Origin of the sequence: Streptomyces sp. NBC_00448 (genome assembly GCF_036014115.1) — a bacterium.
In the GTDB taxonomy this organism is placed as follows: Bacteria; Actinomycetota; Actinomycetes; order Streptomycetales; family Streptomycetaceae; genus Actinacidiphila.
Window position 1 is genome coordinate 4,237,024 of sequence record NZ_CP107913.1, and the last position, 24,901, is coordinate 4,261,924.

The 24,901-nt window shown below is 70.6% G+C and carries 18 protein-coding genes; 8 read left to right on the forward strand and 10 right to left on the reverse strand.

The window, feature by feature from the left end; genetic code table 11:
- Positions 1-47: 47 nt before the first annotated feature.
- Positions 48-1,235 (forward strand): damage-control phosphatase ARMT1 family protein, encoded by a 1,188-nt coding sequence (locus OG370_RS17915; RefSeq protein ID WP_328465449.1) that lies wholly within the window; start codon positions 48-50, stop codon positions 1,233-1,235.
- Between the two features lie 103 nt (positions 1,236-1,338).
- Here OG370_RS17915 and OG370_RS17920 read toward each other — a convergent pair whose 3' ends face one another.
- The 9 genes from OG370_RS17920 to OG370_RS17960 all read right to left on the reverse strand — a co-directional run bounded on the left by OG370_RS17920 (position 1,339) and on the right by OG370_RS17960 (position 8,618).
- Positions 1,339-1,854 carry an alpha/beta fold hydrolase gene (locus OG370_RS17920; RefSeq protein WP_328465451.1) on the reverse strand — a complete coding sequence of 172 codons (516 nt, stop codon included), beginning with the start codon at positions 1,852-1,854 and terminating at the stop codon, positions 1,339-1,341.
- Positions 1,855-1,881: 27 nt separating this feature from the next.
- A complete protein-coding gene (locus tag OG370_RS17925; RefSeq protein WP_328465453.1) occupies positions 1,882-2,214 on the reverse strand; it encodes a hypothetical protein in 333 nt (110 codons plus the stop codon).
- A 153-nt stretch (positions 2,215-2,367) separates the two neighbouring features.
- Positions 2,368-2,565 carry a hypothetical protein gene (locus OG370_RS17930; RefSeq protein ID WP_328465455.1) on the reverse strand — a complete coding sequence of 66 codons (198 nt, stop codon included), beginning with the start codon at positions 2,563-2,565 and terminating at the stop codon, positions 2,368-2,370.
- 52 nt (positions 2,566-2,617) lie between these two features.
- Entirely contained in the window at positions 2,618-4,714 is a 2,097-nt protein-coding gene (locus OG370_RS17935; protein WP_328465457.1) for a radical SAM protein, read from the reverse strand.
- 115 nt (positions 4,715-4,829) lie between these two features.
- Positions 4,830-5,189, reverse strand: a complete 360-nt coding sequence (locus OG370_RS17940) for a hypothetical protein (protein ID WP_328465459.1) — start codon at positions 5,187-5,189, stop codon at positions 4,830-4,832.
- Positions 5,190-5,316: 127 nt separating this feature from the next.
- A complete protein-coding gene (locus OG370_RS17945) occupies positions 5,317-6,291 on the reverse strand; it encodes a hypothetical protein (RefSeq protein WP_328465461.1) in 975 nt (324 codons plus the stop codon).
- A 32-nt stretch (positions 6,292-6,323) separates the two neighbouring features.
- Positions 6,324-7,184 (reverse strand): ABC transporter permease, encoded by an 861-nt coding sequence (locus OG370_RS17950; RefSeq protein WP_328465463.1) that lies wholly within the window; start codon positions 7,182-7,184, stop codon positions 6,324-6,326.
- Entirely contained in the window at positions 7,181-8,146 is a 966-nt protein-coding gene (locus tag OG370_RS17955) for an ABC transporter ATP-binding protein (RefSeq protein WP_328465465.1), read from the reverse strand. The genes OG370_RS17950 and OG370_RS17955 overlap by 4 nt, the downstream gene beginning before the upstream one ends.
- A 109-nt stretch (positions 8,147-8,255) precedes the next feature.
- Entirely contained in the window at positions 8,256-8,618 is a 363-nt protein-coding gene (locus tag OG370_RS17960) for a hypothetical protein (RefSeq protein ID WP_328465467.1), read from the reverse strand.
- A gap of 359 nt (positions 8,619-8,977) precedes the next feature.
- On the opposite strand from OG370_RS17960, the gene OG370_RS17965 reads away from it, so the two are divergent.
- The 7 genes from OG370_RS17965 to OG370_RS17995 all read left to right on the forward strand — a co-directional run bounded on the left by OG370_RS17965 (position 8,978) and on the right by OG370_RS17995 (position 21,627).
- Complete coding sequence (locus OG370_RS17965; RefSeq protein WP_328465469.1) at positions 8,978-11,251, forward strand: TOMM precursor leader peptide-binding protein; 2,274 nt, start codon at positions 8,978-8,980, stop codon at positions 11,249-11,251.
- A 207-nt stretch (positions 11,252-11,458) separates the two neighbouring features.
- On the forward strand, positions 11,459-12,961 hold the full coding sequence (locus OG370_RS17970) for a SagB family peptide dehydrogenase (RefSeq protein WP_328465471.1): 1,503 nt from the start codon (positions 11,459-11,461) through the stop codon (positions 12,959-12,961).
- Positions 12,945-13,760 carry an HlyD family efflux transporter periplasmic adaptor subunit gene (locus OG370_RS17975; protein WP_328465473.1) on the forward strand — a complete coding sequence of 272 codons (816 nt, stop codon included), beginning with the start codon at positions 12,945-12,947 and terminating at the stop codon, positions 13,758-13,760. The genes OG370_RS17970 and OG370_RS17975 overlap by 17 nt, the downstream gene beginning before the upstream one ends.
- The gene (locus OG370_RS17980; RefSeq protein ID WP_443060697.1) at positions 13,757-16,129 is read left to right on the forward strand and encodes an NHLP family bacteriocin export ABC transporter peptidase/permease/ATPase subunit; all 2,373 of its coding nucleotides are present in this window, start codon (positions 13,757-13,759) and stop codon (positions 16,127-16,129) included. The genes OG370_RS17975 and OG370_RS17980 overlap by 4 nt, the downstream gene beginning before the upstream one ends.
- Before the next feature lie 4 nt (positions 16,130-16,133).
- Positions 16,134-19,250: an NHLP bacteriocin export ABC transporter permease/ATPase subunit gene (locus OG370_RS17985; protein WP_328465478.1), complete on the forward strand. Its 3,117-nt coding sequence runs from the start codon at positions 16,134-16,136 to the stop codon at positions 19,248-19,250.
- Positions 19,251-19,415: 165 nt separating this feature from the next.
- Positions 19,416-20,801 carry a cytochrome P450 gene (locus tag OG370_RS17990; RefSeq protein ID WP_328465480.1) on the forward strand — a complete coding sequence of 462 codons (1,386 nt, stop codon included), beginning with the start codon at positions 19,416-19,418 and terminating at the stop codon, positions 20,799-20,801.
- On the forward strand, positions 20,794-21,627 hold the full coding sequence (locus OG370_RS17995) for a methyltransferase domain-containing protein (protein WP_328465482.1): 834 nt from the start codon (positions 20,794-20,796) through the stop codon (positions 21,625-21,627). The genes OG370_RS17990 and OG370_RS17995 overlap by 8 nt, the downstream gene beginning before the upstream one ends.
- A 164-nt stretch (positions 21,628-21,791) precedes the next feature.
- Here the strand turns inward: OG370_RS17995 and OG370_RS18000 are convergent, their stop codons facing one another.
- On the reverse strand, positions 21,792-24,608 hold the full coding sequence (locus OG370_RS18000; protein ID WP_328465484.1) for an AAA family ATPase: 2,817 nt from the start codon (positions 24,606-24,608) through the stop codon (positions 21,792-21,794).
- Positions 24,609-24,901: the final 293 nt, after the last annotated feature.

Genomic DNA, 24,901 nt, shown 5'->3' on the forward strand with positions numbered 1-24,901 from the left:
CGCCACACTGTCGTGGGGGTACGCCGAGGAGAGGGACGAGCCTGAACATGCCCACCGCACCCACGATCTTGAGCAATACCCCCGGTTCCTTCGCCTGGGGTGTCTTCCACGAGCGGCACCCGAAGCTCGTCCGGCAGGTGCTCGACGCTCTGCCGTACGGGCCGGTCGAGCGGGCGGCGGTCGAGGAACTCCTCGTCGAGAGCACCGACGGCGTGCTGGAGCCACTCGGCACGAGCGCCCACGATCAGCGGCAGTGGCGGGAGTGGGGCGAGGGCCTGTTCGGGCGGCCGTGGGACGAGGCGCCGTTCCTGTGGGCCGAGAGCTACTTCTACCGCAGGCTGCTCGAGGCCACCGGCTACTTCCGGCCCGGGACCTGGCAGGGCATCGACCCGTTCGCGCCGTTCAAGAACGCCGAACTGGCCGGCCCGGCAGTCACCGACGAGCTGGCGGCTCTCGACGATCTGCCGTCCCTGCCCGCCGAGAAGCGGGCCGAGGTACTGCTCTCGTCAGCGCTCTGGGGCAACCGGGCGGACCTCGGCTTCCAGATCACCGGCTCGGCCGGGGACGCCCGACCCGCCGCCCTGGTCGCGGACGACAGCCCGCTCCTGTGGTCGACGCTCGCCGCTTCGAGCAGCCCGAGGGTCTGCGTCCTCGCGGACAACGCCGGACGGGAACTGCTGCCCGACCTCGTCCTGATCGACCACCTGCTGACCAGCGGGTTGGCCGCCGAAGTGGTCCTGTACGCCAAGCCCGCCCCGTACTACGTCTCGGACGCGACCACCGCCGACGTCCTCGCGACGCTCGACCGCCTCCGTAACCGGGCGGGCCAGGAGGCGGAACGGATCGGCGGCCGGCTCTGGCGGGCGATGAACAGCGGCACCCTCGCGATCCGCACGCACCCGTTCCTCTGCGCGCCGCTGCCCTTCCACGACATGCCGGCCGACCTCGCGGCCGGGTTCTCCGGCGCCACGATGACGATCGTCAAGGGCGACCTCAACTACCGCCGCCTCGTGGGCGACCGGCTCTGGGCCGCCACGTCATCGTTCGCCGAGAGGGTCGGCCACTTTCCGTCCCCCGTGGCGGCCCTGCGTACGTTGAAGTCGGACGTCGTCGTCGGCCTCGACGGACCGGTGGTCGCCCAGTTGGACGCCACGGGAGAGCAATGGCGCACCAGCGGCACGTACGGCCTCATCCAGGTCCACGCCACGCGGCCGATCCGAAAGACGCCGCTCTGAAGGACAACGCCGCGGCGTCCTCGGTTCGGGCTTCGCTCGCGTCGGTGCCGTCGTCCGGCACGACCGTTCGGGCGCACGCGCGGCGGCCGGCCGGGCAGCAGGTTCACGACGCGGGTGCCGGCAGGGGGCGGTCGAGCAGGAAGGACCGCAGGAGGGCGGTGTAGAGGGCGGGTCGGCTGTGGGAGATGGCGTGGCCGGCGTCCTTGATGTGGACGATGCGGGAGTCCGGGAGGGTCTGCCGGTATTCCTGGGTCACGGCGGGCCTGATGAAGTCGCAGTCCCCTCGCATGATCAGGGAGGGGACGTGGACCGCGCGCAGCCGGGGGCGCGGGTCGGGGAGCCTCTCGAAGTCCTTGACGGTCATCTGGTTGCTGTAGAAGCCCTGGGGGTTGGCGTGCGCCTCGGTGGGCGCCGCGTCCGCGCACGAGGCGAGACCCCCGGTCGCGGCCACCGCCACAGGAGCCGCCAGACCGCGCCGCACCGCGAGATACGCGCCCGCGCTGTAGAGGAACGTCAGCTCGACCCACCAGTAGACCAGGAAGATGTCACTGACCGGCGGCCTCGTCCACCCCGCCCGGTCGCAGCCCCACCACAGCACCAGCGCCGACAGCACCGCCACCAGCCCCGCGCCGGGCGCCCGCGACCGTCACCCCAACGGCACCGCGTGCAGCCCGGACAGCACCACCACCGGCACGCTCGGCAGCACCCCGCGAAACGAGTCGGGCACGTCGTCCGACAGCAGACTCGCGCCGAGCGACAGCGCGACGGCGAGGACCACCAGCGCCCAGTCGAGCGCGGTGGGCCCCCGCCACAGCGCACGGCGACGGGGACCGGGTGTCCCGCCCGGTGTCCTGCCGGGCGGGTCCGGTGGGAAGGGGAGTTCGGCCCGGACGGTCCAGCCGGGGCCGTGCGGACCGTCGGTGCTGTCGGGGCCGTAGCTGAGGACACCCCCGGCCGCACCGAGCGGCACGGCGGTCATCGTCCCGGTCGGTACGTGTACGGGCCCGCCGCCCCACGGCGCACCTCGTCCCCGGTCCCCCCTCGCATGGCGGCAGGATAGCGAACGGGGGCAGCCGGACAGGGCCCCCCGAACCCGCCCGCACCGGCTGCCGACCGCACCGCCCCCGCGGTCTCAGCGGCGGTTGCGCTGCCGGGGAGCCCGGCGCGGCGTGCCCTCGGCGCCACCACCCCTGGCCATGGTGTACACCATGCTGGTGAGCACGCCACCGACGATGATCACGGCGATCCCGACGGTGGTGTTGATGAGGAAGCCCCCGAGGATGAGCAAGGCGTAGATCGGCGGGGTGGCGTTGCGGACGTTTCGGTTCACGGCAGGGGTCCTTCTGGGGGGTGGGCTCGGCGGGCCGAGTCGACGGGGGTGGCTAGGCAGTGTGGGGAACCGCGATCGGCTGAACGGTCTCCCGTTGCGGCAGGCGTTGAACGTCGAGGCGCATGCCGACGTCGTGGAGGGGGCGTCCGCTGCCGTGCCAGACCGAGAGCGAGTACGCGCTGAAGGGGTAGCGGGTTCTCGACTCGGGTACCTCGATCCGGCCGTGCACCAGACTCTCGCCGGAGACGGCGGCGGGGGCGCCGCCCGGCACGTCGCCGTACGACCTCAGCAGGTCGAACAGCCCTTCCGGCAGGGCGAAGTCGTGTTGCTCCGCCTTCCCGTGGATTCCCGCGCGGAACACCGCTGCCGCCGCCAGATCCAGGCCGGTGACCATGTCGAGGTCACTGCGGTCCGGCAACGGGCGCCCTTGGGAGGTGAGCTCTTCGTACAGGAAGTCCACGGCAGTTCGAGCATAGCGGGCGGCTCGGTCCGCATCGCCGACCATGCGCCGCAGAATTGCCTGGTAGTGGAGCTCCTCGTGGATCACCGGACGCCCGATGTTCCGGTACAGCAGGTCACGGTCGAAGCTCTCCGGCTCCCGCCAGACACGGTCGTAGTCGGCCATCAGGAAGGAGATCAGCGGGTCTTCCACCGCCCCCTCGCGCAGGAACGAGCCGAGCAGTTCGATCAGGTCCACCGTGCGCGCACCCGAGGTCTCGGCGAGGACGCGGATCGTCGAGCGGAGCAGGCACTTGTGGAAGAGCGTCAGCGGAATCCGGAAGGCCATCCCGCTCAGCCAGTCCTCGAACGTCACCCGGGAGTGCTCGGTGACGACGTCGGCCATCAGGTCCGTGTTGCCGGGGTCGCAGGGCAGGTGCCTGGTGCGCAGGCCGTGATCGTCCCGGAAGCGGTCATGCGTGTAGTCGGTGTTGTTGAGCAGCAGCAGCGGGTAGATGACCGGTGAGCCGCCCGAGGTGATCGCCTCCTCGATCCCGGTCATGTGGGTGGCGCGGGACTCGCCGGGCAGACCCCAGATGAGGTCGGTGTAGGTGGGGATGTTCTGCGCCCGGAACTGGGTCTGCATACGACGGTAGTTGTCGACGCGGATGTTGCGGCGGTTGGCGATCTGCAGGACATCGGGGTCGAAGGACTGTGCCGACAGGGTGATCGCCCCGGTCAGCCCGGCCCGGTACAGGATTCCCGCGATCTCCACCACCCGGCCGTTGGTGTTCTTCGCCCAGTTCGTCATCACCAGCAGACGCTTGTTGTGGCGCCGGCACAGCTCCACGATGTGGCGTGCGATGTCGACGTCGCGCGCGACGATGCCGAAGTTGGCGTCGGCGATGAACAGTTGCGTGCCGTTGGCGGCGACCCGGACGATGCGCTCCAGCTCGCTCAGGATGCGGTCCATGGGGAACTGGCGGATCTTGGAGTTGGTGGCCCCGCCCCAGTAGCAGAAGGCGCAGGAGTAGGGGCAGCCCCGGTTGGTCTCGTACACCAGCATCCGGGACTGCGCGATGTCCTCGTCGGCCCAGGTGTTCCCGAGCAGCGGCGAGGGCAGCTCGGCGAGGTCCTCGATCCGGGGGGCCGCGGCGGTGGTGACCACCTCGCCGTCGGCGGAGCGGTAGCTGATGCCGGGCAGGGCACCCAACTCGCTGTCCGCGGCGGCCGGTTCCTCGTGGCGCAGGAAGACGCGCAGCAGGTCGCGGAACCGCATCTCGCCCTCGCCGTGGACGAGGACGTCCACCCAGGGCGCCTCGTCGAACACCACCGGCTGGTGCGTCACGTCGTTGCCGCCCACCACGATGCGGCAGCGCGGCCAGCGCTCCTTGATCCGGCGGGCCAGTTCGAGCGTGCCGGGCCGGTTCCAGAAGTAGACGGTGAACGCGACCGCCAGGGGATTGTCCAGCGCGTCCAGCACCTTGGCGCAGGCGGTCTCGAAGGCGTCCCCGCCCTGCATGTACACGTGTTTGGCGAAGGAACAGGCTTCGGCGAGGTCCGGGGCCGCCTCGGCGGCGGCCTGCAGGTAGCCCAGTACGGCGCTGTAGCGGACACCGGGCATCACGGTCAGCTCGACCAGGTGCACTTGGCGCCGTGCAGCGGCGGCAGAGGGCGCGCTGGGACCGGCAGACAGGTCGGCTGACGTCATTTCTCGAACCCTTCTCGACGTTCGGTTGCGTTGTCCGGCACCGCCGGAATCAGCCGGCCGGACCGACGAGGAACTCGTCCGTCACGGCCGACTGATTCCGGCAAGCACTGTCGGATCAGGTGCAGGTGCAGCAGGGCGAGCAGCAGCAGCAGTAGCTGTCGCCGCCGGCCACGGCCTCAAGGTCGGCCTCGGACAGCTCGCGGTCCTCGATCTGGGGCGAGGTCGGCACCCGCAGCTCGTACACACCGGTCGCCTTGCCGGCGCCCCAGAGGTCCACCTGAGCCTCCAGGTCGGGGTCGCCCCCGATGTCCCGGACGATGCGCACGGTGGCGTCCGCCGGCAGCTCCAGGCCCTGCTCGGCCAGCGCCGTACGCGGGTTCGCCTCCAGCCGGTTCACGTAGTCCTCGTCCGACCATGCAACCGTCAGCACCTTGGTGTAGGCGCTGACGAACGCTGACCTCTCTCGCGGTTCCATGGATCTCCTTCTTGATCAACTACCGGGCGTCACAGTCGACGTCCGGGACATCCCTGCCGGTGAGGCCGGGACGATCCCTGCCGGGAAGGCCGGGAATTCTGGGGTGCGGGCCGCAAGGGCGGGGAACCTATCCGTCGACTGACAGCAGATAGTCGCTGAAGCCGAGGAGTTGGACCCCGGGGCCCGGTGTGGAGGCGGGCGGGATGACGCTGAGGTACACCTCGAGCCGGTCGATCACGTACTGCGAGGAGTGCGCGCCCTGGGGGCTGCCCGCCATGGCCGCCTCCGGGCTGCCGGGGTCGAGGGCGACCGTCCCGTAGCCGGAGGAGGAGGTCATGGTGTCCTGCACTTTGACCGCGCTGAACGCCAGTACCCCTCCGTCCCGGGTGCGCAGCATGTAGGACGGGTAGTCGTGCGACAGCAGGACGCGGTTCAGCACGCCGCCCCGGGACTTCAACTCCTGTGCGTTGGCGGTGAAGTTGCCGGCGAGATCGACGGTGAGCGCCTGACTCGGAGCCAGCGGCACGTCGGCGTCCTTGTGGCCCTGCGCGAAGTCGTTGTACGCCTTGGCCAGTGCGCCGGGCGGCGCCAGCAGGCCGCTGCTGCTGGTGACTTCCGGCGCGCCGTCGGCGCTGTCCTCTTCCAGCGTCGGCGGCCCGGTGGTGGTGTCGGTGGCCAAGGGGTAGTAGGCGACCTTGTACTTCGCCGACGGCTGGTCCTGGACGAACAGCGTGTACACCGGCTCCGGGGTGACCCGGTCGGACTGGAGCATCGGGGCGATCGCCAGGAAGTAGTGCGGGTAGCTGGTGACGCGCGGGAAGACGAACCTGGGCGTGACGAAGCTCCGGTCCGTCACCTGGATCTTCTGCGCCTTCGCGACCGTCAGACCGGCCTTGCTCGCCACGGAAGCCGGCGGCTCCTCGATGGCGGACAGCGTCTTGACGTTCTTCAGGGTGATCGCGTTGCTGGTCGATGAGTACTGCTCCAGCAACTTGGTCGCCAGGGGCACTCCGACCGGCGGGGGGGCCGCGGGAGAAGCGGTTGCCTTGGGCGTGGACGATCCGCTGCCGCATCCGGCGACGAGCACCGCGAGACCTGCCACGGCCGTCCACGTTCTTATCCTGCCGAGTGCGTTCACTTTCTGGCCCGCCCCCACTTGAAGGTCGCCAGGCTCAGCAGGAGCCCGGCCAGGCACCACCCGCCGAGAACCAGGGCCGTACGCCCGTGCTCCCAGCTGCCGGCCGCCTCGGATTGCTGGAAGGAGTCGGACAGGAACGCCGACCGCAGTCCCTGGGCCATCCATTTGAGCGGGAAGCATCCCGCGATCACCTGCATGAAGCCGGGGAGGGAGGTGAACACGAAGAACACGCCCGAGATGAGCTGCAGCCCGAGATAGGGCAGTTGCACCACCGGTGCCGCGGCACGCGCGTTGGGGGCCACCCGGCTGTAGGCGATGCCGAGGAAGGAGCAGGCGACGATGCCGAGGACGACCACCCACACGAAGGTGAACCAGCGTGCCCCGGTGTCCGGAAGGTGCAGGCCGAACAGGCCCACGCCGACGGCCAGCAGCACCACGGTCTCGAGCACCCCGATGACGAACGCCTGGACGACCTTGCCCAGGAAGTACGACACCGGCGACATCGGCGTCGCGGCCAGCCGGCGCAGGGTGCCGTCGTCGCGCTCGACCGCGATGGCGACGGCGAGGCTGGAGAAGGTGGTGCTCATGATGCCGGAGGCGATGATTCCGGCGATCAGCACCTGCTTCATGGGGGTGTGGGTACCGGGGGCGTTGCCGGAGTAGATGGCGCCGAAGATCAGCAGCAGCACGAGCGGCAGGGCGAAGGTGAAGACCACCGCTTGCCGGTTGCGGAAGTAGCTCCTCAGCTCGATGCCGGCGCGGGCCGCCGCCACCCTGCCGATCGAAGGCGTCCGCCGCTCGCGCTGGCGGGGCTCGGATCGGTACTCCAGGGCCGTGGTTTCCGTTCCACCGGTCATGCGACGTGCTCCAGTTCGGGTTCGGGCGCCGGGGTCGCGGTGTCGGCCGCGATCATCCGGAGATAGACGTCCTCCAGCGTGGGCCTGGTGACGGTCAGTCCCGGCAGGTCGTCGCTCCCCAGCCGGACCGCCCAGTCGAGCAGGACCCGCAAGGTGGCGGCCGGTGCGGCCGTGCCGATCCGGACCTGGCCCTCCGCCCGTCCGAGCGGTGCCGCGCCGGCCGGTGCGACGGCCGGCAGTTCGGCTCCGTGCAGGGCGCCCGCCGCGTGGAACTCGATGACGGCCTCGCCGTCGGCGCGCCCGCCGATGTCCGCAGGTGCGCCCTCTTCGGCGACCTTTCCGCGCAGCAGGATGGCGACCCGGTCGCAGAGCACCTCGACCTCGTCGAGGTAGTGGGTGGTGAGCATCAGCGTGGTGCCGTCCGCCGCCAGCGCCCGGATCAGGTCCCAGGTGACGCGCCGGGCCTGCGGGTCCAGGCCCGTGGTGGGTTCGTCGAGGAAGACCAGTTCGGGGCGTCCGACGATGCCGAGCGCGATGTCCAGGCGGCGCTGCTGGCCGCCGGAGAGCCGGCCGGTGCGTTCGTTCGCCTTCTCGCCGAGTCCCGTCCGCTCGATCACGCTGCCGACGGGCAAGGGGTCGGGGTACAGGGAGGCGAAGTGGGAGACGACCTCCTTGACGGTGAGCTGGTCGAACGAGCCCATGTCCTGGGGGACGATGCCGATCCGGGCGCGCCACTGCGCCCCCGCGCCTGCGGGGTCCTGGCCGAGGACGCTGACCGACCCCGCGCTGCGGCTGCTGAAGCCCGTGAGGATCTCCTGCGTGGTGGTCTTCCCCGCGCCGTTCGGGCCGAGCAGACCGAAGATCTCGCCGCGTCCCACGTGGAGGTCGACCCCGTGCAGCACGGGTACGGCTCCGTAGGACTTGCGTAGTCCGGACACCCCGATCACTTCCGGTCCGGGCATGGGTATCACCTCGAGGTTCCGCGGGTCTGCGCTGGCTGGTGCGGTGCGCGATCGAAGGCCGAAGGTGGAGAGCGCCGCGGCTCCACCGGTCGCCGCGACGCCCTACCGGTCAGGTGCAGGTGCAGCAGGGGCAGCAGCAGCAGCAGTAGGTGTTGTCGCCGCCGGAGACCGCTTCCAGGTCGGCCTCCGACAGTTCGCGGTCCTCGATCTGGGGCGAGGCGGGCACCCTCAGCTCGTACACACCGGTCGCCTTGCCGGCGCCCCAGAGCGAGACCTGAGCCTCCAGGTCGGGATCGCCGCCGACATCCCGGACCACGTGCACCGTGGCATTCGCGGGCAGTTCCAGACCCTGTTCGGCCAGCGCGGTACGCGGGTCCGCCTGCAGCCGCGACACGTAGTCCTCGTTCGACCAGGCAGCTGTCAGCACCTTGGTGTAGGCACTGACAAATGCCGACCTTTCCCTGGGCTCCATGAGCACCCCTTACTTGTCGATTTCGGTATCAAACCAGCTTCGGGTTGATGCAGAAATCATCCAGAGCTGACCCCCCGCAAGTCAACTGCGCTCTTCTGCATTTCGACCCGATTCTTTTTGTGGCCTTCCCCGCACCCGCAGAACCTGCCACCTCGTACGGTTGCCGCAGCTCAGAGTGGTCTGAAGTAGGGGACCCGTAGGACTAGTAGGGGACCCCCCTACAGATAAGAAGGCACCCCCGGCGGGGGGAAGTCGAGAGCACCGAAAAGATAGCCGACGGTCGTCTCGACTTCCTTGCTCTACCCATCCCGGCGGGTATTAAAGTGTTCGACCAAGTCGAATAATTTTTGGAGGTCGCGGTGGATCTGCCCCGCTTCAAGGCACACCTTGTCCCGCAGGCCGTCGGCTCGGACCGGGTCTTTCTCGTTTCGGAGGAAGGCCACTACCTGGTCCAGGGAAAGGCCGTGGCCGAGGTAGTGCCTTTCCTGGACGGAACCCACACGATCGCCGAGATAGCCCAGAAGCTCTCCGACCGATTCACGCTGGGTGAAGTCGTCTTCGCCATCAGCAAGTTCCAGCGGTTCAACCACCTCGCGGAGGGTCCGGTCGGGACCGACCGCGCCGCGGTGGCCGTCTGGGAGTCCCGGGGGGTGGACGCCGCCGAGGCCGCCCGGCGACTGGACGAGGCCCAGGTGGAGATCACCTCGGTGGGCGCGGTGGACGAGGCGGAGGTGGTGTCCGCGCTGCGGACCACCGGCATCAAGGTGCGGCCGGTCACCGCCGCCAAGGCCGGTGCCGCCGCTCCCACCATGGTCGTCGTGCTCGCCGACGACTACTGCAACCCCGAACTCGAGGCCGTGGACGCCCGACTGCGCGAAGCCGGCGTCCCCTGGCTGCTGGCCAAGCCCAACGGCGCCGATGTCTGGACCGGCCCGTACATGGTGCCGGAGGTCACCGGATGCTGGCGCTGCCTGGCCCAACGCCTCGACGGCAACCGGCAGGTGGAGGCGTACCTCAAGCGCAAGCGGGGCGACGACGCTCCGCTCCTCACCTCGCTTGCGGCCTCCCCCTGGTCGGTGGGGCTTTCCGCGCAGCTGGTCGCCAGCGCCGTGGCCAACATCATCGGGGCCGAGGCGTCCGACCACCAGGGCGTCCTGGTCTCGGTGCACGTCCCGACCATGCGCACCGAGCGCCACCAGCTGATCCGGCAGCCGCAGTGTCCCGGCTGCGGTGACCCCGCGGTCCTGCACATCGACCCCCGGATCGAACCGGTCGAGCAGACCGTGCAGTTCAGCGCGGACGGCGGGCACCGGACGATGCGCCCCGACGACACCTACAAGCGGCTGGAGAAGCACATCAGCCGGCTGACCGGCGCGGTCAGCTCGCTGCGGCTGCTCAACGACGTCGACAACGGCGTCACCTACAGCTACTCGGCCGGCCACAACTTCGCGATGCCCGGCGACAACCTGGCCATGCTGCGCCGCAACCTGCGCGGCCAGAGCGGCGGCAAGGGCCGCAGCGACATCCAGGCGCGCGTCAGCGGAGTGTGCGAGGCCATCGAGCGGTACTCGGGCGTGTGGCGCGGTGACCGCCGCACCCGCCGGGCCAGCTTCGACGCGCTCGGTCCCGACCTGGCGGTGCACGCCAACGACCTGCTGCAGTACTCCGAGGCGCAGTACGCCGGCCGGGAGGTGTGGAACCACACCGGCGCGGGCCGGCTGCACATCGTGCCGGACCCGTTCGACACCAGCCGCGAGATCGAGTGGACGTCGGCCTGGTCGCTGACGCACGACCGGGAGCGCCTGGTGCCGGCGGGATACGCCTGGTTCGGCCACCCCGACCTGGTGGACAACTTCTACTGCTTCAGCGACGGCAACGGCAACGCCGCCGGGAACACCCTGGAGGAGGCGATCCTGCAGGCGTTCTACGAGATCTCCGAGCGCGACGCGGTCGCCCTGTGGTGGTACAACCGGGTGCTGCGACCCGGCTTCGATCTCGACAGCCTGGGCGAGCCGTACATCGACACCCTGCGCGACTTCTACACCGGCATGAACCGCAGCCTCGAGGTGGTGGACATCACCACCGACCTCGGCATCCCCACCTTCGCCGCGGTCTCGCGCCGGACCGACCACCCGGTGGAGGACGTGCTCCTGGGCTTCGGGGCACACCTCGACGTGCGGATCGCCGTCCTGCGGGCCCTGACCGAGGTCAACCAGTTCCTTCCGGCGGTGATCAACCGCAACGCGGACGGTTCCACCGACTACTGGGAGGACGACCCGGACACCCTCGCGTGGCTGAAGGAGGTGACGGTCGCCCAGGACCCGTGGGTCGCTCCGGCCGCGAACCTCACCCCCACGTCGGCCAGTACCTACGCCGGCCTGTTCTCCGGCGACCTGGCCAAGGACATCCGCAACGGTGTCGAGCGGGTCGAGAAGGCCGGCCTCGAAGTGATCGTCCTCGACCAGAGCCTGCCCGACCTGGAGTTGAAGGTCGCCAAGGTCATGGTCCCGGGCATGCGCCACTTCTGGCGCCGGCTGGCTCCGGGCCGACTCTACGACGTGCCGGTGAAGCTGGGCTGGCTGTCCGAGCCGACCGCCGAGGACCAGATGAACCCGCGCAGCGTCTTCTTCTGATCGGCCGGTCCGTCGATCAGCCGGTCCGTTGATCCGTTGATCCGTCGGTCTCCCGGTCCGCCGGTCCGCCGCTCTGCCGGTCCGTTGATCCGTTGATCCGTCTCTCATGCCGTCGTCCCGAGCGGACCCCCGCCGGGGCGGCGGCCTGAACGTCATGGCCTTGCCCAGTGACAGGGCTTTCCCCACCGCAGTCTCCCTGGAGATGACATGACTGGTCCCGACGCTTCCGGCGTCATCAGCAACCACCCACCCGCACCCGGTCCGGTGCGGGTCGGTGAACTCCTGCGGCTCCACCCGGGCGCTCGGGTCGTCCCCGTCCCCAGCGGCGCGACCCAGATCTTCATCGGGCAGCGCGGCACCTCGCTGGGTGCCCTGTCACCGGGACTGGCGGCGGCCGTCGAACTGCTCGGCACCAAGCCGGTCGACAACGACGAGCTGCTGGAGGTCGTCCGGAGCCACGAGGGCGAGCTCGGCATGCTCAAGACGCCCAAGCTGCTGCAGCGGCTGCGCGCGGGCGGCTGGCTCGCGGTCACCCTGGAGGCCGCGGGGAAGCCGCTGCTGACGTTCCGGCCGCTCGGCCCTGCCGTTCCGCCCGTCCTCAAGCACGACGGTGACCCGGCCGAGCTGCGGATGTCGCGCTTCGCCGTCCTGCGCGCCGAGGGCACCGGCATGGTGCTGGAGTCGCCGCTGGCACACGTCGCCGTCGAACTGCACGATCCCGCGCTCGCCGGGCTGCTGGCCTCGCTGCCCGCGCAGCAGGCCCCGGGGCAGGCTCCCCAGGACACCGAGGGCGCGCGGACCCATCTGCCGGCCCAGCCGGAAGTGGTCTCCGCGCTGCTGAGCGCCCTGGCCCGGCACGGCTTCCTGGTGCCGCGCAGCGGCGCCGCCGAGGAGGACTTCCGCTTCGCCCAGTGGTCGCCGCACGAGCTGTGGTTCCACAGCCGTACCCGCGTCGGACGCCACGACATGCCGTACGGCGGCACGTACTGGGCCAAGGGCACCGCCGAGCCGCTGCCCGCGGTCCGGCCGTCCTTCGAGGGCGTCTCGGTGGAGCTGCCCCGGGTGGACCTGGAGGCGTTGCGCGCGAGCGACCGGACCCTCACCGAGGTACTGGAGGACCGGCACTCGCTGCGGCTGCACGACAGCTCCTCGCCGCTCACCGCCGCGCAGTTGGGCGAGTTCCTGTACCGGAGCGCACGCAACCGGGCCCAGTACGACGACGGTTCCCAGCAACTCGGCGACCGGCCCTATCCGTCCGGCGGCCGGGCGTACGAGCTGGAGATCTATCCGCTGATCGACCAGGTGGACGGTGTGGCACCGGGCCTGTACCACTACGACCCCGAGGGGCACCGGCTGGAACTCGTCGCCGAGCCCGGGCCGGCGCTGACCCGCCTCACCGAGATGTCCCGCGCGACCGCGCAGATGTCCGCCGCCCCGCAGGTGACGCTGCTGATCACGGCGCGCTTCGGGCGGGTGATGTGGAAGTACTCCACGATGGGCTACGCCCTGGTGCTCAAGCACGTGGGGGTGCTGTACCAGGTGTTGTACAGCGTCGCCACCGCGATGGGGCTCGCGGGCTGCGGGCTCGGCGGCGGCGACTCCGACGCGTTCGCCGCCGCTTCCGGGGTGGCCTGGGAGAGCGAGTCGACCGTCGGCGAGTTCCTGCTCGGCAGCCGTGGAGAGGAGGGCGGCAGTGGAGTTCCGGCGTAAGGCACTGGAGAACCTGCGCGCACCCGACGACCTGGACAGCCCCGTGCGCCTGGCCCGGCCGCGGGCCTGGGCGGTGCTGGCACTCGTGGCGGTGCTCATCGCGGGCGGCCTGGTGTGGTCCTTCAACGGCTCCCTGGCCCGCAACGTGAACATACCGGGCATCCTCACGCACCCGCTGGGGGTCTCCAAGGTCGAGAGTCCGCAGAGCGGACTGGTCTCCGACGTCTTCGCCCAGACCGGGAACCCGGTGACCAAGGGGGCTCCGGTGCTGTCGCTGGTCGACGCGCACGGTGCCACCCAGATCGTCCGGGCCCCCTTCTCCGGCCGGACGATCGCCCTGCTGGTCGACAACGGGCAGTACGTCAACGCGGGCGCGACGTTCATGACGGTGGAGCGCACCGACAGCAAGAACGACCGGCTGGTGGCCGTCCTGTTCGCCCCCGCGGACAAGGCGGGCCAGCTGCAGATCGGCGACGACGTGGACATGGACGTGTCGTCGGCTCCCGCCCAGGCGTTCGGCCTGATGCGCGGCCATGTCACCGCCGTGGACGCGTTCCCGCAGACCGAGCAGCAGGTGCTGGACTTCCTGGGCGGGAACCAGCTGCTGTCCAACCAACTCCTGAAAAAGGGCGGTCCGGTCCGCATCACCGTCGACCTGGAAACCGACTCCAAGGTCTCCAGCGGCTACCGCTGGACCTCGGCTTCGGGCCCTCCGTTCCGGATCAACTCGTGGACCCAGGTGACCGGTTACGGCCGGCTGCCCGGTGAGCGTCCCATCGATTGGCTGTTGCCGAAATGACGACTCAATCCACGCCCCCACTGCCCGCACCCGGCCGGAGGGCCGACTCGAAGGCGCCGGGCGGACCGTCCCGTGGCCGCGGACGCCGGCGCGATCGCAGCGAACGCGCCAGGAACCGGATGCGCGTCAAGACCCCCACCGTGATCCAGCTGGAGGCCGTCGAATGCGGCGCGGCCTCGCTGAGCATGGTGCTGGGCTTCTTCGGGCGCTTCGTCCAGCTGGAGGAGCTGCGGACCGCCTGCGGCGTCTCCCGTGACGGCGCCAAGGCCGTCAACCTGCTGCGAGCGGCCAGGAGTTACGGCCTGCTGGCCAGCGGCCGGCAGATGGAGGTGGAGAAGCTCAAGAAGCTGCGGCCGCCGACGATCCTGTTCTGGAACTTCAACCACTTCGTGGTCTACGAGGGCATGGGCACGCGGCTCGGGCGCCCGGTGGTCCACCTCAACGACCCGGCCTCCGGCAAGCGCACGGTCAGCATGGAGGAGTTCGACAAGAGCTTCACCGGCGTCGTCCTCACCTTCGAGCGCGGGCCCGACTTCAGGCGCGGCGGACGCCCCCCGCGCATCTCCACGGACCTGTACTCCCGCTACCGCCGCAACGGCGGGGCGCTGATGCTCGCGCTCCTGGCCAGCATCCTGCTGATCATCCCCGGCGTGGCGGTTCCCGCGTTCACCCGGGCCTTCATCGACCGGGTGCTGAGCAACGGCGACCACTCCTTCATCACCCCGCTGATCGGCGCGATGGCCGCGGCCTCGGTGCTGACAGTGGTGCTGACTTTGCTCCAACAGACGCATCTGCTGCGGGTGGAGTCGTCGACGGCGATCCGAAGTTCCGCCCGCGTCGTCCGGCACCTGCTACGACTACCCGTGGTCTTCTTCACCCAGCGCAACCCGGCGGAGATCTCCCAACGGGTCGCCTCCAACGACCGGATCGCCGAGATCCTGTCCCGGGACGTGGCGACCGCGGCGGTCAGCGCGCTTCTCGTGGTCTTCTACGCGATCCTGTTGTGGACCTACGACGTCCAACTGACCCTGATCGGCGTCGGGGTGGCCCTGCTGAACATCGTGGTGCTGCGCCTGGTGGCCAGGCTCCGCAGCGACGCGGTGTCCAAACTCCGGGCGGACCGCGCGCGGTTGACCGCGGCGTCGTTCAACGGCCTGCAACTCATCGAGACGATGAAGGCGTCGGGCTCGGAGAACGACTACTTCGGCCGCTGGGCCGGCTTCCAGGCCAAGGTGGCCTCAGGATCGCAGGTCCTGGGCACTCCCACCGCGCTGCTCGCCGTCGTACCACCGTTCCTGGCGGCGGTGGACAGCGGTTGCATCCTGTTGATCGGCGGGACCAAGGCGATCGACGGGCACATCTCCATCGGTCTGCTGGTCGCCTTCCAGACGCTGGTGACGAACTTCACCCGCCCTGTCTCCCAGTTGAGCAACCTGGGGCCGCGGGTGCAGGACGTGGCCGCCGACATCAACCGGCTCAAGGACATCGAACGGTTCCCGCTGGCCTCCGACTTCACCAACAAGGTGATCGACACCGGCTCGGCCGCCGCGCCGGCCGGCGCACCCGGCCGGCCACCGGTGCCGCAGGACCCGCACGGGCAGCCCGGCACGGGCCGGCCCGCCTCCCGGAAGTCCTCCCGTCGGCCCACCAGCGTGGCCAGCGTGAAGATGATCGATGTCACCTTCGGCTACAGCCCGTTGGGCGAACCGCTGCTGCGCGACTTCGACCTGACCGTGCTGCCCGGCCAGCGGGTGGCGCTGGTGGGCGGCTCGGGCAGCGGAAAGTCCACGGTGAGCCGGCTCATCGCCGGCCTGTACGAGCCGCGGTCCGGTCAGATCCTCTTCGACGGCCGGGAACGCCGGACCTACACCCGCGACACCCTCGGCAACTCGGTGGCCTTCGTCGACCAGGACATCTTCCTCTTCGAGGGAACCGTCCGGGAGAACGTCACCTTGTGGGACACCTCCATCCCCGACGAGAGGATCGTCGCGGCGCTGCGCGACGCGGCCGTCTACGACGTCGTGGCCTCCCGGCCGGGCACCCTCAACAGCCTTGTCTCCGAGGGCGGCACCAACTTCTCGGGCGGTCAGCGGCAACGTCTGGAGATCGCCCGCGCACTGGTGCGCGGGCCCAGCGTCATGGTGCTCGACGAGGCCACGAGCGCCCTCGACGCGGAGACCGAGAAACGCATCGACGACAACCTCCGCCGGCTCGGCTGCGCTTGCGTGATCATCGCCCACCGGCTGTCGACGATCCGGGACAGCGACGAGATCCTCGTGCTCGATCACGGCCGGGTCGTGCAGCGCGGCACGCACCACGCCCTTGCCAAGGCAGAGGGACTGTACGCCGACCTGATCCGGGAGCAGTGAAGCCGTGAGCACATCCCACTTCTCGATCAACTACGGCCCGGACGCGATGGATCTGTCCGAGCTCGCAACGGTCCTCAGCCCGCGGACCGACGGCGTCTTCGCGCTGGCCGACCCCGGGCGCATCTGGTTCGTCACCGAGGGCATGCTCGACCTCTTCGCCGCCAGCGAGGAGGAGGGCGGGCGCTGGACCTTCCTGTGCCGGGTCGGGACCGGCAGCGTGCTGTGCGGCGCCCGGCTGGACGGGCCGACCCTGGTCGGCAAACCGCTGCCCGGGGGCGCCGTGCAGTCCTGCACGCTGGGCGAGGCGCTCAACGTCGCGCTTCCGCGGGTCGGATACGGTGCCGGCGCGCCGGCGAGCGGGCTGGCGAAGCTACTGGCGGACGGACTGGACGCGGGGTTCGTGGCACTGGCCGACGCCGTGCGGACCGAACTGCCGCCGCGGGAGTTCGTCCCGCTGGAGACGGACAACGCCGACGGGTCGCGCCGCGCCCTGCTGCCGCCCGGTGCCATGGCACGCTCGGTCGACGGTGTGGTGTGGATCGAGGTGATCCGCGGTTCCGTCGCACTGGCGCTGACCGACTTCGACGAGTCCGGCGGGTCCACCCGGCCCGCCCCTGCCCCTGCGCCCGCCCCCGCCCCCGCACAGCCCCCCGCGCAGCCCGCACCGCCCGCCCATGACCCGTTCGCCACCATGGGCTGGCCCGGCCGGGGCGTCACCAAGCGGTTCCTGGTCACCGAGTCGGACTGGGTGCGCTCCGCGGACGGCGCGACGGTGGGCGTACTGCGCACCCCGGAGGTCATGGCAGACCCGGGCTTCGCCGACGAGGTGCTGTCCCAGCAGCGCCTTCTCATGCGCCGGTTGACCGACCGGATGCACAGCCGGCGGTCCACGGCCCGCCGGGAGATGAACCAGCGGCGGAGGCTGGACGCCGAGACGCTTCAGCGTTCCTCGCAGGCTCTGGCATCGGTGCTCGACCCGTTCCGCCTGTCGGGGAGCGGCGACTTCGACCCGGCCGACCAGGACGCCTATCTGGCGGTGGCCCGCGTCGTCGGGCACGCCTCGGGCGTCGAGGTCACCCGCACCTCCACGTCGGAGGCATCGGACTCCCGACTGGGCCCCGTGGAGCGGATCGCGGTGTCCTCGCGCTTCCGCACCCGCGAGGTCCGCCTGGACGGCGACTGGTGGAAGACCGACCTGGGGCCGCTCTTCGCCCACCTCGGTTCGGATGCCACCGAAGGGCCGGGTGGCCCGTCGGACATCAACGTCAGCAAGCGCACCCCGGTGGCACTGATCTGGCACCGTGGCCGGTACCAGGTCCGCGAGCCGGGCGGCAGGACCACGAGGGTCGGCCGCTCCTACGCCGCCCGGTTGGAGCCGATCGCGTGGATGTTCTACCCGCCGCTGCCGGACGAACCCCTGGATCGGAACGCGTTGATCCGTTTCGGGCTGCGTGGCAGCGCCCGGGACGGGGCGCTGATGATCGGGCTCGGGCTGGCCGCGGCACTGCTCGGCCTGCTGGTCCCGGTGCTCACCGGTAAGGTGCTCGGCGTCCTGGTGCCCCACGCGGACCGGGGGCCCCTGACGCAGGTGTGCGTGGTGCTGTTCGCCGCGGCCCTGCTCTCGGCGGTCTTGTCGGCGGTACAGAACCTGTCGCTGCTCCGGCTGGAGGGGCGCTTCGAGGCGCGGGCCCAAGCCGCGGTGTGGGACCGGCTGTTGCGGCTTCCCACCTCCTTCTTCAACAAGACCTCCACCGGCGAGTTGAGCAACTCCGCGATGGGCATCAGCACCATCCGGGACGTGCTGTCCGGCATCACCACCCAAGTGGTGCTGGGCTGCCTGATGTTCATCACCAACATGAGCCTGCTGTTCTTCTACAGCGTCCCGCTGGCCCTGATGGCGCTGGCCCTGGCACTCGGCGGCGGCCTGATCTGCCTGATCGTGGGGATCAAGCAGACCAAGTGGCAGAAGCTGCTGACCGAGCACGACCACAAGCTGGCCGGCATCCTCTTCCAGATGCTCGGCGGCCTGTCCAAGCTGCGCGTCGCCGTGGCGGAGGACCGGGCGTTCTCCCACTGGGCGCTGGGATTCGCCGGATCGAGGCGGCTGTCCTCCCGTGCCCGCCGCCTGCAGAACGTGGTCACGATCTTCAACTCCGGCTATCTGCTGGTGTGCTCGTTGCTGCTGTTCGCGCTTGTCGGCGGCCCGGCCAGCCACCAGCTGTCCACCAGCGGGTTCCTGACCTTCAACAGCGCCTACGGCATGATGCTGGCGGCCTGCATCCAGATCACCGGAAGCGTCACCATGGCATCGGCCGTGGGACCGCTCTTCGACGGCCTGCAACCGGTGATCTCCGAGGTGCCGGAGGTGTCGGCGGCGAAGGAGTCGCCCGGCGACCTCTACGGCGAGATCGAGGTCAGCAACGTCAGTTTCCGCTACCACGACGACACGCCGCCGGTGCTGCACGATGTCAGCTTCCAGGCCCGGCCCGGGGAGTTCGTCGCCATCGTCGGTCCGACGGGGTGCGGGAAGTCGACGCTGCTACGGCTGCTGATCGGTTTCGACGAGCCCACCACCGGAGCGGTCCTCTACGACGGCATGGACCTGTCCTCGCTCGACGTGACGGCCGTCCGCCGGCAGTGCGGTGTCGTGCTGCAGAACGGGCAGCTCTTCGCCGGCAGCATCCTGTCCAACATCTGCGGCATGGGCAACTACTCGCTCGACGAAGCGTGGGAGGCCGCCGAGATGGCCGGCCTCGACGAGGATCTCGGACGGATGCCGATGGGCATGCACACCGTCCTGTCCGAAGGGGCGACGACGCTGTCGGCCGGCCAGCGACAGCGACTCATGATCGCCCGTGCGCTGATCGGCCGGCCCCGCATCCTCTTCTTCGACGAGGCCACCAGCGCGCTGGACAACCGCACCCAGGAGATCGTCACCCAGAGCATGCGGCGGCTGAACGCGAGCCGCATCGTGATCGCCCACCGGCTCTCGACGGTGATGCGGGCCGACCGGGTGCTGGTCCTGGACGCCGGCCGGCTCGTGCAGTCCGGCAGCCCGGACGAACTGCTGCAGGACAAGGACGGCATGTTCTACCGCCTCGTCCAGCGACAGATGTCCTGACCCGCTGCCACCTGCGGCCTGCCCGGCCCCGCCGGCCCGGCCCGTGGCGCCGGGCGCCGGCATGCGGCCCCCGAGCCGTCATCCCGGCGCCCGGCACCGCCGGTGCCGTGGCCGGTCGTGCCGGGCGCGTGATCCCCGACCTGCCCGTTCCGAAGGAGACTTGTCATGCCCCGCCCCTCCACGTCCGGCGTCATCCCGGCAGCCGGCTCCGACGATCGTCCGCCAGGACCGGCAGAGGACCTGGAGCTGGCCGGCATCCGTGCGGACCCGCTCGCCTTCCTGCAGGACCTGGCCGGCGAATACGGCGACCTGTGCAGCCATCGCACTCGCGGCCAGAACGTGTGGTTCGCCAATTCGCCCGAACTCGTCCAGCACATTCTCAAGGACAACTACACCAACTACACCAAGGCCGGCACGCCGGACGACTTCATGCTGACCCCTCTGCTCGGCAAGGGGCTGCTCACCAGCAACGGCGCGCAGTGGGAACGCCAGCGCCGGCTGTCCGCGCCGTCCTTCCGCCGCGTGGCGGTCGAGTCGTTCGACGGCCTGATGGTCGAGGCGGCCGTCGATCTGGCCACCGCCTGGGGCGAGGCGGCCGACCGGGGCGATGCCGTTCGCGTGGACCACGACTTCACGGCACTGACGCTGCGGGTGGTCGCCTCCGCGCTGCTCGGCTCGGAACTGACCGCGGCCGGCCGCGGGTTCGGGCAGGCCGTCGACGACATCAACCGGTTCATCGGCCACTTCGACGGGACCCCGCCCCAGGACGCGGACTTCCGGGCCCGGCTCCGGGCGTACACGGGCGCGAAGGACTTCCTGGACCGGGTGGTCGGCACCATGATCGGGGCCCGGCGGCTGACCGGCCCCGACGGGCACCCCAGGGACCTGCTGGACGCGATGCTGGGCGCCCGGGACGAGCACGCCAACGCCTTCTCCGACCAGGAGCTGCACGACCAGGTCCTGACCATGGTGATGGCCGGTCACGAGACGACCGCCAAGGCCCTCAGCTGGACGCTCCACCTGCTCGACCGGCACCCCGAGCACGCGGCGCGGGTCCGGGAGGAGATCGACCGGGTGGTGGGTACGCGGCTGCCGACCGCCGCGGACCTGGCCGGACTGGTCTACACCAGGCAGTGCCTCGACGAGGCCATCCGTCTGTTCCCGCCGGTGTGGCTGATCTCCCGGCTCGCGGTGGAGGACGACATGCTCGGCGGGCTCCGTATCCCCGCCGGCACGCTGGTGTGCGTCAGCCCCTGGACGCTGCACCGGCATCCGGACCACTGGGAGGCGCCGGAGGAGTACCGGCCGGAGCGGTTCGAGCCCGAGCAGCAGCATGCCCGCGCGGGCCACGCGTACCTGCCGTTCGGCGGTGGTCCCCGGGTCTGCATCGGGCAGGCGTTCGCCACGACCGAGGCGATGCTCGTGCTGACGGTCGTCCTGCAACGGCTCCGGCTGACCCAGGCGCCCGGCACCACGGTCGTCCCCGAAGCGCTGGTGACCCTGCGGCCGCGTGACGGTCTGCTGATGCAGGTGGAGCGGCGCCATGGATGACGCGGCACAGCAGGTGGGACCGGCCGCTCGTAGCTACCGCCCCGAGGAGGAACTGGGCGGCTTCGAGCAGGAGGTCACGCGACTGGACCACCAGGCCGCGCTGACCTGGGCCCATGAGTGGCGCATCCTGCGGCCGCTGGCGCCTTCCGGCGGTGGGGCGGTGCTGGACGCGGGCTGCGGAAACGGCGCGGTGACCGCGGAGTTGAGTGCCGCGCTGCCGGGGACCCGGGTGGTCGGCCTGGACGCGCACCCCGGACTCCTGGAGCGGGCGGGTGCCCGCGGGGCGGGCGGACCGGAGCCGGAGCTGTTCCTGGGCGACGTCGGCGACACCCCGTTCGCGGACGAGACGTTCGACCTGGTGCTCTCCCGGTACGTCTTCCAGCACCTGCCGGAGCCGATCGGCGTCGCACGGGAACTGCGCCGGGTCCTGCGGCCCGGCGGGCACCTTGCCGTGATCGACGTCGATGCCGGACTGTGGGGGACGGCGGAGCCCGATCTGTCCGGCTTCTCGGAAGAGGCGTACCGCGCCCTCGGCGCGGCGCAGTCCGCGGACGGCGGGGACCGGCTGATCGCCCGGCGGCTGCCCCGCATCCTCAGGGACGCCGGATTCACGGACGTGACCGTGCAGCCGTTCGCCTACACCAGCGACGAAGTGGGGCTTGCCGCCCTGGCGCCGCAGCTTTCCCCCGAGCGGCTGCTGCCGCTGGTCGAGCGGGGCGCGCTCAGCCTGACCGCGTACCTCCGGGCGATGACCGCCTGGCAGAACTTCGTGGCGCGGGACGGCTTCGTCCTGCTGCTGGGGTTCGCCGTGGTGGGACAGCGGTAGTCCCGGGGCGGCCGCAGACCGGCGTCCATGGGGTGCGCACTCTCCCACGATCCAGGGGTCCTCGCGCCCGCCGGCTGTCGGGAAGGGCCCGGCCGGCGGCGGGCACGAGCCGGTCGGGCCCGGACCGGAAGGTGCGGCCCGGCCATGCCACGAACCGCGTTCCGTCAGGACTTGACGCGCTTGTTCCCGCTCCCGGCGCAGTTGACGCCGAGGGCGTCGGCGAGGGCGGTCCGTCCCGGTATGGACAATTTGCCGTAGACGCGGGTGAGATGGACCTCGACGGTGCGCGGGGTGATGTGCAGCAGGTCGGCGATGCTCCTGTTGGTCCGCCCCCGGGCGGCGTGCATGGCGACGCGATGCTCGGTCGGCGTGAGGGCCGGCACTCCGGACGCCGGGGTGCGCCGAAGCCGTCCCCCCGCGGCGAGCAGCGATTTGCGCGCCTCGGTGGTGAGCGAACGCGCCCCCGACTCCTCGGCGAGCAGCATCCCCCGGTGCAGTGCCCGCCTGGCCTGTGCGAGAGAGCCGTTGCGCCCGTGCGCCTGGCCGGCCGCGACAAGCGAGAGCGCCAACTGGAGCCGGGCGTCGGTCTGTTCGAGCAGGGCCACGGACTCGGCGAACGCGCGCTCCGCCGCCGCCCCCGAACTCACCTCCCCCAGCGAGCGCAACGACCGGCCCGTCACCGCGAGATCGCCCCAGCGGCGGGCCAGTTCGACCTCCGCCTCCGCGAGCTCGCGAGCCTCCTTGTCGTTGCCGAGCTGTTTCCACGCCCGCGCGGCGAGGCTGCGCCAGTCGCTCAGGGCGGGGTTGACGATCCCCAGCGCCTCCAGCCGGTGCCCGCACTCCATCAGGTCGGCGAGTGCGCCCCGCAGGTCACCCAGGTGCAGGCGGAACATCCCCCGCACGCCCAGGGTGCTCGCGGGCAGGTCGTGGAGTCCTTGCAGGAGGCCGACGGCCCCCTCGTAGTGGCCGATCGCCCCGCGCGCCCTGGCGACCTCGGTCACCGCGACCGCACGGCAGCTCTTCACCTCGTGATGTTCGGTGGTGAGCGCCAGCGCCTGCTCCGCCTCGGCGAGCGCCACCGGAAGGTCGCCCATCCGCACCGCGATCTTGGCGCGCTGGCAAAGGGCGATCACCCGCGGGAAGAGCGCGTCCGTGGCCAGCGCTCCGGTCAGCATGTGATCGGCCCAGCGCTGTGCTTCCCGCAGATGGCCTGCCCACGTCAGTATGGTGATGCATCGCAGCAGCAGCACCATCGAAGCGCTTCCGGACGGCCGCTCGCCCGCCAGCGCCCGGTGCACCAGCTCCAACGGGACATCGCAGGGTTCGGATCTGCACGCGAGATCGCCCGCGATGGAGGCGAGTAACTCCCGCTCGCCGGGGGTGACTCCGAGGTTGATGCTCAGGGTGGGACCGCCGAGCGCCTCCAGGGCCGCCGCCCTGCCCTCGGAAGGAACCGTGTGGGTCAGGGACTGCACGCTCAGACGTAGTTCGGAGTCGCCGAGCTCGGCGAACGCCTTGTGGTCGACATGGGCGAGTACGGTCCGGGACGGACGCAGAGCCGACTCGGCGCTGCCCTGCCGCAGGACTCGCGCGTGGGCACGTTCCACGATCGCCCCCGCCTGGAGCGCGGGGTCGGAGAACAGCCGGACGGCCTCGTCGAGATGGCGGTCGGCGGCCGCGGGCGCGAAGAGCGCCTCGGCGCGGCCCAGCAGCCAGAGCACCTCCGCGCGCTCCTCGTCCGGAATCCTGTCCCGGAGGACGCGCCGCGCGTACTTGGCACAGGTCTTGGGGTCGCCGGTCTTCAGGGCGTCGTCCGCGGCTTCCTTCAGGACGCTGCACGCCCACGCGTCGTCGGACATGTCGGCCTGGAGCAGGTGCTCGGCAACCTGCGCCAGCGGGGCCCCCAGATCGTTCAGCCGCCGGGCGGTCCGCATGTGCAGAGAGCGCCGCGCATCGGCGGACATGTCACGGTGGATCAGGCTCCGCAGCTCCGCACTGCTGAAGCGGTACCGGCCGGGGGCGCCCGTCTCGCGAAAGATCCCCACCGGGGTGAGCTCCGCTATGAGTCCGCTGATCGCGTCCCCGTAGAGGTTGAGCATGTCCGCGATCACCGCGCAGTCGCCTTCTTCGCCGAGCACCGTCGCGACCTCGGCGACCTCCCGGAGGTGGACGGGCTGGCGCAGCAGCCGGTCGGCGGCGGCCTCGGCCTCTATTCGTGCACCGCAGCGCCGTATCTGCTCGATCTGCGACGCCCGAGGGGGCACGAAGTCGGCGGTCAGGGACGCCAGCAGCTTGTCCAGGCGGGAGGGGCGCCCGCGGGATGTCTCGGCGCAGACCTGCACGAACTCGTCGTCGCACCCCTGCCCGGAGTAGGCGGCCTCCACCACTTCGCGCACGCTGTGCGACGAGAGCGGGCTGAGGGTGAGGGTGAAACACTGGTCCCGCTTGGATATGTCGTCGGTCAGCTTGCGGTCGACCGCGGTCTCGTCGGTCCGGTAGGCCAGGACCAGCAGGACCGGCAGATTGTTCAAGTGGCGTACCAGATAGCCGAACCAGCGCAGTGAGGTCTCGTCCATCCACTGGATGTGATCGACGACGACGACCAGGGGCTGCCGGCGTGCGCCTCGCGCGAAGACCTCCCGCAGGGCTTCGAAGAGCCGATGGTCGAACGGGCCGGCGCCTTCGAGCACGCCGTGCAGAAATTCCTCGTCCTCGGTGGCCCGGTCCCTGTTGGCGACCTCGAGTGCGGCGGCCACGAGCTGTCGGACAACCCCGAGTTGGCTCTGTGCGTCCGAAGGGGAACAGGACGTGCTCAGCACCATGCTGCCCAAGCGCCGTACCCGTTCGGCTACTTCACCGAGGAAGGTGGAACATCGCATGCCCGAGACGGACCGGACCAGAACGGTGTTGCCCTTGCCTGCCCTGGCGCTGCGCGCACGGGTCAGAAGGTCGGAGAGTTCCGACACGCGTTCAGGCTGCACGGAGCCTCCTCACCCCAACCCCTGTTGCTCCGCATGCGATGCGGGGACCGGCCGCGATGTTCTTCGCTCCGGCAGTACAGCGGGCTGCGACGGGGAACTCGCGCCATGTCGCCTTCATGCGGAGGGTGTTGCCGGTCCACAGGAGAGGGGCGTCGACAGCGAAAGCGAGGTCGCGAACATGGTGCAGGGTCTCGATCTTCCAGTGGTCACGGACGAGTTCGACGAGCTGAAGCGGGTGGCCTGCACGGCTGTCAGGCCGGTCCCTCACCATAAGTTGTCTTCGTGAACGGTCC